Annotated in this window: 8 protein-coding genes and 1 tRNA gene; all 9 read right to left on the reverse strand. The window is 61.1% G+C overall.

Annotated features, from left to right (window positions below):
• On the reverse strand, positions 1-2029 hold a 2029-nt coding region (gene rpoB / locus EN914_RS19665; RefSeq protein WP_127389212.1), incomplete at its 3' end, for a DNA-directed RNA polymerase subunit beta.
• Between the two features lie 251 nt (positions 2030-2280).
• A complete protein-coding gene (rplL, locus tag EN914_RS19670) occupies positions 2281-2658 on the reverse strand; it encodes a 50S ribosomal protein L7/L12 (protein ID WP_013531413.1) in 378 nt (125 codons plus the stop codon).
• Between the two features lie 54 nt (positions 2659-2712).
• Positions 2713-3231, reverse strand: coding sequence for a 50S ribosomal protein L10 (rplJ, locus tag EN914_RS19675; RefSeq protein WP_013531412.1), 519 nt, complete (start codon positions 3229-3231; stop codon positions 2713-2715).
• A gap of 393 nt (positions 3232-3624) precedes the next feature.
• Positions 3625-4323 carry a 50S ribosomal protein L1 gene (gene rplA, locus EN914_RS19680; RefSeq protein ID WP_013531411.1) on the reverse strand — a complete coding sequence of 233 codons (699 nt, stop codon included), beginning with the start codon at positions 4321-4323 and terminating at the stop codon, positions 3625-3627.
• 4 nt (positions 4324-4327) lie between these two features.
• Entirely contained in the window at positions 4328-4756 is a 429-nt protein-coding gene (rplK, locus tag EN914_RS19685) for a 50S ribosomal protein L11 (protein ID WP_013531410.1), read from the reverse strand.
• Positions 4757-4914: 158 nt separating this feature from the next.
• Entirely contained in the window at positions 4915-5442 is a 528-nt protein-coding gene (nusG, locus tag EN914_RS19690; protein WP_013531409.1) for a transcription termination/antitermination protein NusG, read from the reverse strand.
• Positions 5443-5469: 27 nt separating this feature from the next.
• A complete protein-coding gene (gene secE / locus EN914_RS19695) occupies positions 5470-5673 on the reverse strand; it encodes a preprotein translocase subunit SecE (RefSeq protein WP_013531408.1) in 204 nt (67 codons plus the stop codon).
• A gap of 394 nt (positions 5674-6067) precedes the next feature.
• Positions 6068-6143, reverse strand: a tRNA-Trp gene (locus tag EN914_RS19700).
• Between the two features lie 80 nt (positions 6144-6223).
• A partial coding sequence (locus EN914_RS19705; protein ID WP_206527216.1) for a putative glycolipid-binding domain-containing protein occupies positions 6224-6426 on the reverse strand: 203 nt, incomplete at its 5' end.

Here is a 6426-nt window from a genome sequence, read left to right on the forward strand (position 1 = left end):
GGGCCGCGGCCACCGACACCATCTGCTTCGGCGACACGTCCATCAGATCGACGTTTTCGCGCGGCGCCATCATCACTTCGCCGGCACTGCGGCAAATGACGAATTCGTCGACGAAACCACCGTTCTTGTCGAGCTCGGCGTTGGCCTGCGCAACATGGTGCTTGGCCTCTTCCATCGCCGAGAGATAGACGACGTCATTGGTCAGCTTGCCGTCGACGATCTTGCGGTACGGGCTCTCGATGAAGCCGTACTTGTTGACGCGTGCGAAGGTGGCCAGCGAGTTGATCAGACCGATATTCGGGCCTTCCGGCGTCTCGATCGGGCAGATGCGGCCGTAATGCGTCGGGTGCACGTCGCGCACTTCGAAGCCGGCGCGCTCGCGGGTCAGACCGCCCGGTCCAAGCGCCGAGAGGCGGCGCTTGTGGGTGATCTCCGACAGCGGGTTGGTCTGGTCCATGAACTGCGACAGCTGCGAGGAACCGAAGAACTCGCGCACGGCGGCAGCCGCCGGCTTGGCGTTGATCAGGTCCTGCGGCATGACCGTGTCGATCTCGATCGAGGACATACGCTCCTTGATCGCACGCTCCATGCGCAGCAGGCCGACGCGGTACTGGTTTTCCATCAGCTCGCCGACCGAACGTACGCGGCGGTTGCCGAGATTGTCGATGTCGTCGATCTCGCCCTTGCCGTCGCGCAGTTCAACCAGCGTCCTGACCACGGCCAGGATGTCGTCCTTGCGCAGCACGCGCACGGTGTCCTCGGCCTTCAGTTCGAGGCGCATGTTCATCTTGACGCGGCCGACGGCCGACAGATCGTAGCGCTCGCTATCGAAGAACAGCGAGTTGAACATGGCTTCGGCGGTTTCAAGCGTCGGCGGCTCGCCGGGGCGCATGACACGATAGATGTCGAACAGCGCGTCCTGGCGGCTCTCGTTCTTGTCGACGTTGAGCGTGTTGCGGATATAGGCGCCGACATTGACGTGGTCGATGTCGAGAACCTTGATCTCCTCTTCGCCGGTGCCGAGCAGCACCTTCAGCGTCTTCTCGTCGATCTCGTCACCGGCCTCGAGGAAGATCTCGCCGGTGGCGTAGTTGACGATGTCCTCGGCCAGATAGTTGCCGAGCAGGTCCTCGTCGGTCGCCTTGATCGCCTTCAGACCCTTTTCGCCAAGCGCCCGTGCCTGGCGTGCGGTGATCTTCTTGCCGGCCTCGACGACGACTTCGCCGGTATCGGCATCGACAAGGTCGCCGACAGCCTTGAGGCCGCGGAAACGCTCGACGTTGAACGGAATGCGCCAATGGTCGCCGGCACGCTTGTAGGTGATCTTGTTGTAGAAGGTCGACAGGATCTCTTCGCCGTCCATGCCGAGCGCCATCAGCAGCGACGTCACCGGAATCTTGCGGCGGCGATCGATGCGGGCGTGCACGACGTCCTTGGAATCGAACTCGATGTCGAGCCACGAACCGCGATACGGGATGACGCGCGCGGCAAACAGAAGCTTGCCCGACGAGTGCGACTTGCCCTTGTCATGGTCGAAGAAGACGCCCGGCGAACGGTGCATCTGCGAAACGATGACGCGCTCGGTGCCGTTGACGATAAAGGTGCCGTTCAAGGTCATGAGCGGCATGTCGCCCATGTAGACGTCCTGCTCCTTGATGTCCTTGATGGACTTGGCGCCGGTGTCCTCGTCGATATCGAACACGATGAGGCGCAGCGTCACCTTGAGCGGCGCGGCATAGGTGAGGTCGCGCTGACGGCATTCGTCAACGTCGAATTTCGGTCCTTCGAACTCGTACTTCACGAACTCCAGCATGGAGGAGCCGGAAAAATCGGAGATCGGGAAGACCGACTTGAAAACGGCCTGCAGCCCCTCGTCCGGACGCCCACCCTTGGGCTCCGCCACCATCAGGAACTGGTCATAGGATGCCTTCTGAACCTCGATCAGGTTCGGCATCTCCGCAACTTCCGGAATTTTTCCGAAGAACTTGCGTACGCGTCTGCGGCCATTGAAAGTCTGGGTCTGGGCCATCGTCGCTCCTTAGCTCTAAACTCGGGACGAGCCTCGCCGCGGCTCGCCTTGCATACTGGGCCACCTTGGCGGCAACCCTCTGTCTGTTTTCCCGGCGCCTGTCGGCGGCCGGCTAGAACGGGAGAAAACCCGTTTCCTGAAGGCCGGTTTTCGGCCCTCAGGAAAGAGGTTCTCGCAGATCTCGCGTTACGCGCTCTCCCTTCGGGCGAAGGGAGTGGCGGACGGCGCGAGGCCGCCCGCCGCTTTTACGCTTACTTCAGTTCGACCTTGGCGCCGGCTGCTTCCAGCTGGGCCTTGAACTTGTCAGCGTCGGCCTTGGAAACGGCTTCCTTGACCGGCTTCGGAGCCGCTTCAACCAGATCCTTGGCTTCCTTGAGGCCAAGACCGGTGATGGCGCGGACTTCCTTGATGACGTTGATCTTCTGAGCGCCTGCGTCGGTGAGGACGACGTCGAATTCCGTCTTTTCCTCGGCCGGAGCAGCAGCGGCCGCAGCGCCGCCAGCAGCGGCAACCGCCACCGGAGCAGCAGCCGAAACGCCCCACTTTTCTTCCAGAAGCTTCGACAGCTCGGCCGCCTCGAGGACGGTCAGCTTCGAAAGGTCGTCTACGATCTTTGCGAGATCAGCCATTGTTGTGTTCCTTCATAAGGTTCGAACGTGTGTTTGTGATAGCGAGGAACGGCCTCATGCCGCCTCGTCCTTCCGGGCGTAAGCGCCGATGACGCGCGCGACCGAGGCCGCTGGCGCATTGACGATCTGGGCGATCCGGGTTGCCGGCGTGGCGATCATGCCAACCAGCCTGGCGCGCAGCTCATCGAGCGACGGAAGTGTGGCGAGTGCCTTCACACCGTCGGCATTGAGCGAGGTGGTGCCCATTGCGCCGCCGAGAATGACGAGCTTGTCATTTCCCTTGGCGAAATCGGACGCGACCTTCGGCGCCGCAATCGGATCCTCCGAATAAGCAATCAGCGTCTGTCCCTTGAACAGCTCGATGATCGATGCGGAGTCCGTGCCCTGAAGAGCGATTTTGGCGAGACGGTTCTTCGCGACTTTGACGGTGCCACCGGCAGCGCGCATTTTCGACCGAAGGTCGTTCATTTGCGCGACGGTGATACCGGCGTAGTGGGCCACGACCACTGAACCTGCGTTCGAGAACGCACCGTTCAGGCCCGTGACGAGTTCGCGTTTTTCCGCTCTGTCCACTGCCTATCTCCAGTTGACCCCAATCCTGTTAACGGGAACATCCCATTGACGAGGACAGGCGTCGGGTTGCCTTTTGTCGGCCGGGCCATCCAGTAACGGATCTCCCGAACGACGCTCGAGGATCCTGCCCCCTTTCGCCACATCGACAATCAAGCCGGCGATGCGCAGACAAAAGGCAAACACGGTTCGAACCTTTCATTGGAGCAATCGCTCCGTTGTCCGGTCTTCACCCGTCTCATGCAGGCCCAAATCGAATTAAGGCTTCTGGGCCGCCTGCAATCTCGGACAGGATGTCCGGAAACCTTTCGGCTTCCGGTACCGGGCCGCCGACAAGTCGGAGGTCCGGAATTCACTTGCGGATCAGCCGCTTGGCGGCCGATCCAAATGTTCGTATCAGGACGCGTTGAGCGTCGCGACGTCGAGCTTGAGGCCCGGGCCCATCGTCGAGGTGACCGACACCTTCTTGACGTAGTTGCCCTTGGCGCCAGTCGGCTTTGCCTTGGTCACCGCATCGGCGAAGGCGCGGATGTTCTCCTCCAGGGCCTTGACGTCGAACGAGACCTTGCCGACGCCGGCATGGACGATGCCAGCCTTCTCGACACGGAACTCGACGGCGCCGCCCTTGGACGCCTTGACGGCGGCGGCAACGTCGGTGGTGACGGTTCCGACCTTCGGGTTCGGCATCATGCCGCGCGGGCCGAGCACCTTGCCCAGACGGCCGACCAGCGGCATCATGTCCGGCGTGGCGATGCAGCGATCGAAATCGATCGTGCCCTTCTGGACGATGTCGACCAGATCCTCGGCACCAACGATGTCGGCGCCGGCAGCGCGCGCTTCGTCGGCCTTGTCGCCACGGGCGAACACGGCGACACGTACCGAGCGGCCGGTGCCGTTCGGCAGGTTGACCACGCCGCGGACCATCTGGTCGGCATGACGCGGGTCGACGCCGAGGTTCATGGCGACTTCGATGGTCTCATCGAACTTCACCGAGGAACGGTCCTTGAGCAGCTTCAGCGCATCACCCAGGGCATAAGCCTTGTTGGGATCGATGCCTTCGCGGGTCTTCGATACACGCTTTGCAATCTTTGCCATGATCTTAGCCCACCACTTCCAGACCCATCGAGCGGGCGGAGCCCTCGACCATGCGCATGGCCGCTTCGACGTCGTTTGCGTTCAGGTCTTTCATCTTCGCGGTGGCAATCTCGCGGACCTTGTCACGCGAAACCGTACCGGCCTTGACCTTACCCGGCTCCTTGGAACCAGAGGTCAGGTTCGCCGCCTTCTTCAGGAAGTAGCTCACCGGCGCCGTCTTCATGACGAAGGTGAAGGACTTGTCCTGATAGTAGGTGATGACAACCGGAACCGGCGATCCCTTTTCCATTTCCTGGGTCTGCGCGTTGAACGCCTTGCAGAACTCCATGATGTTGATGCCACGCTGACCAAGCGCCGGGCCGATCGGGGGAGACGGCGTAGCCGATCCCGCTTTCACCTGGAGCTTGAGCTGGCCTGCAATTTTCTTAGCCATCTCTTTTCCTGCCTTTGTCTATGCCGGTCATGCCGGCGGTTGCAGTCTGGTGGTGCGATCCATGCGGCCGGCTAAAGCCGCATTCGTCTCCCACCGTTCTCAGGCCGCGCTTCCGCGCCGCCTCCCCTGATCGCCAAACCGGCTTCAGGGATTTCGGATCAGCCCTTTTCGACCTGCCCGAATTCCAGATCGACAGGCACGGCGCGCCCGAAGATCGAAACTTCCACCTTGAGCCGCGCCCGCTCCTCGTCCACTTCCTGGACGAAACCGTTGAACGACGCGAAGGGACCATCCGAAACGCGGATCGCTTCGCCGATCTCGAACGTGACCGAGGGCTTGGGCCGCTCGACGCCTTCCTGGACCTGGTTCAGGATGCGCTGCGCTTCCGCCTCGGTGATCGGCACCGGCTTGGAATCACCCAGGAAGCCGGTGACCTTCGGCGTGTTCTTGACCAGCGAGAACACGGCATCGGTCAGATTGGCCTTCAGCAGCACATAGCCCGGGAAGAACTTGCGCTCGGCATCGACCTTGCGGCCGCGGCGAACTTCGACGACCTTCTCGGTCGGAACCACGATCTGGTGGATGTCGGCAGACAGGCCCTTCTGCTTGGCCTTGTTCTCGATATCCTCGGCGACCTTCTTTTCAAAGTTCGAATAGGCGTGGACGATGTACCAGCGCGCGGTCATTTCAAGACTTCTCCGTAATCGCCGGACTTAGCGTCCGATGCCCAGAATCTGTTCGACCGCGAGGCCCATGAGCTGATCAGCGGTGAAGAAAAAGATCATCGCGATCACTGCGAAGGCCAGAACCATCACCGTCGAGATCATCGTTTCGCGCCGCGACGGCCAAGTCACCTTGGCGGTCTCCGCGCGAACCTGCTGGAGAAAGACGAAAGGATTTGTGGTTTTCGAAGCCATATGCCGCTCTGTCTTCAAGACCCGTTGGCCGGGTCTCCTGGATGATCCCGCTGGCCGGGACGTGCCGCCTGAGCGAATTTCGCGCCGAATCAGCGCAATCATTTCGCCCATGCAAATCAGACGCGTAAAGCCGGTTTCCCAGCTCCACGCGTCGCGTGTCTGTTTCGTCTACATAAAACCGATTCTTGATCCACGCAAGTGGCAAGTCTCCGCTTTATGACCAAACACCGCCTCGGAACCATCCAGTCGTTCCGTCCCGGCTATGGCGCTCTTATGCCCCAATCGACCCTATATGGCAAGCGGGTCGCCGATTTTCAAAGGCCGGACCATGGAAATATCGTTTTGAACGCCATTCCGAAACGGCGAGACATTGGGTTGAATGCCATTCAGGGAATGGCACGGGCAGCAGGGCTCGAACCTACGACCTGCGGTTTTGGAGACCGCCGCTCTACCAACTGAGCTATGCCCGTACGTGCGCATGTCGGCGCAGCAGGCGCTTCCTAAAAGCTTCCGCACGCTCTGTAAAGAGCGGTTTGCATGCAAACACGCCTTAACCTCTGCGCCAGAAATCGGGATAGTCGACAACCAGCCCGTTGCGGTCGATTTCAAGTTCCCGCCTGAAGTCGCTGGCGCGCGATTCATAGAGATATCGCCTGCCCTCTTCGAGGCATGTGTAGCGCTGCGGGTTGGCGACGACCGTGAGGGCGGGGAAGTCGATGAAGGCAGTGGTTATCTCGGCACTCTGCCCGGCGG

The organism is Mesorhizobium sp. M7A.F.Ca.CA.001.08.2.1 (genome assembly GCF_003998455.1).
GTDB lineage: Bacteria > Pseudomonadota > Alphaproteobacteria > Rhizobiales > Rhizobiaceae > Mesorhizobium > Mesorhizobium ciceri.

What these genes read in the sequence shown, in the direction of transcription:
- rplL (WP_013531413.1), bottom strand. Translation starts at nt 2,658, where the DNA reads ATGGCTGATCTCGCAAAGATCGTAGACGACCTTTCGAAGCTGACCGTC.
- rplA (WP_013531411.1), bottom strand. Translation starts at nt 4,323, where the DNA reads ATGGCAAAGATTGCAAAGCGTGTATCGAAGACCCGCGAAGGCATCGAT.
- rplK (WP_013531410.1), bottom strand. Translation starts at nt 4,756, where the DNA reads ATGGCTAAGAAAATTGCAGGCCAGCTCAAGCTCCAGGTGAAAGCGGGA.
- nusG (WP_013531409.1), bottom strand. Translation starts at nt 5,442, where the DNA reads ATGACCGCGCGCTGGTACATCGTCCACGCCTATTCGAACTTTGAAAAG.
- secE (WP_013531408.1), bottom strand. Translation starts at nt 5,673, where the DNA reads ATGGCTTCGAAAACCACAAATCCTTTCGTCTTTCTCCAGCAGGTTCGC.